A 425-nucleotide genomic window follows, 5' to 3' on the forward strand; every position below is an offset into this window, starting at 1 on the left:
GTAAGCGAGAATGCAGGAACGTCATCTCTTGGACAATTAAACAATCCTAATGTTTTAGGTGTTCGTGCCAATTATGTGCATAATTCTATAGATTTAATTAGTGGAGAATCTAGGCTTGGACTTCCAACATTTATACAGTCTTATTTTAGAACTAGGATAATAGTAGAAAGTGGGTGTTTGGGACAACCTATTTCTATGGAAGTTGATACCTATGGAGAAATTACGGAAGCAGTATGGGATTTTGGAGATGGAAATATTTCAAACCTTACCAATCCTCAACATATTTACTCAGCGCCAGGAAACTATAAAGTACAAGCCACAGTTACTGTTAACAATTGTCCAATAACAGTTGCTAAAGATATTAAGATATATGGATTACCTAACTTGATTGAAAATCAAGAATTAGTGCAATGTGATGTTGATAC

At 34.6% G+C, this 425-nt stretch carries 1 protein-coding gene; it reads left to right on the forward strand.

Translation table 11 applies throughout. The annotated features are described in order from the left end of the window. On the forward strand, positions 1–425 hold a 425-nt coding region (locus tag H4O21_RS28210), incomplete at both ends, for a PKD domain-containing protein (RefSeq protein WP_182812485.1).

Origin of the sequence: Oceanospirillum sediminis, assembly GCF_014164585.1 — a bacterium.
GTDB lineage: Bacteria > Pseudomonadota > Gammaproteobacteria > Pseudomonadales > Halomonadaceae > Oceanospirillum > Oceanospirillum sediminis.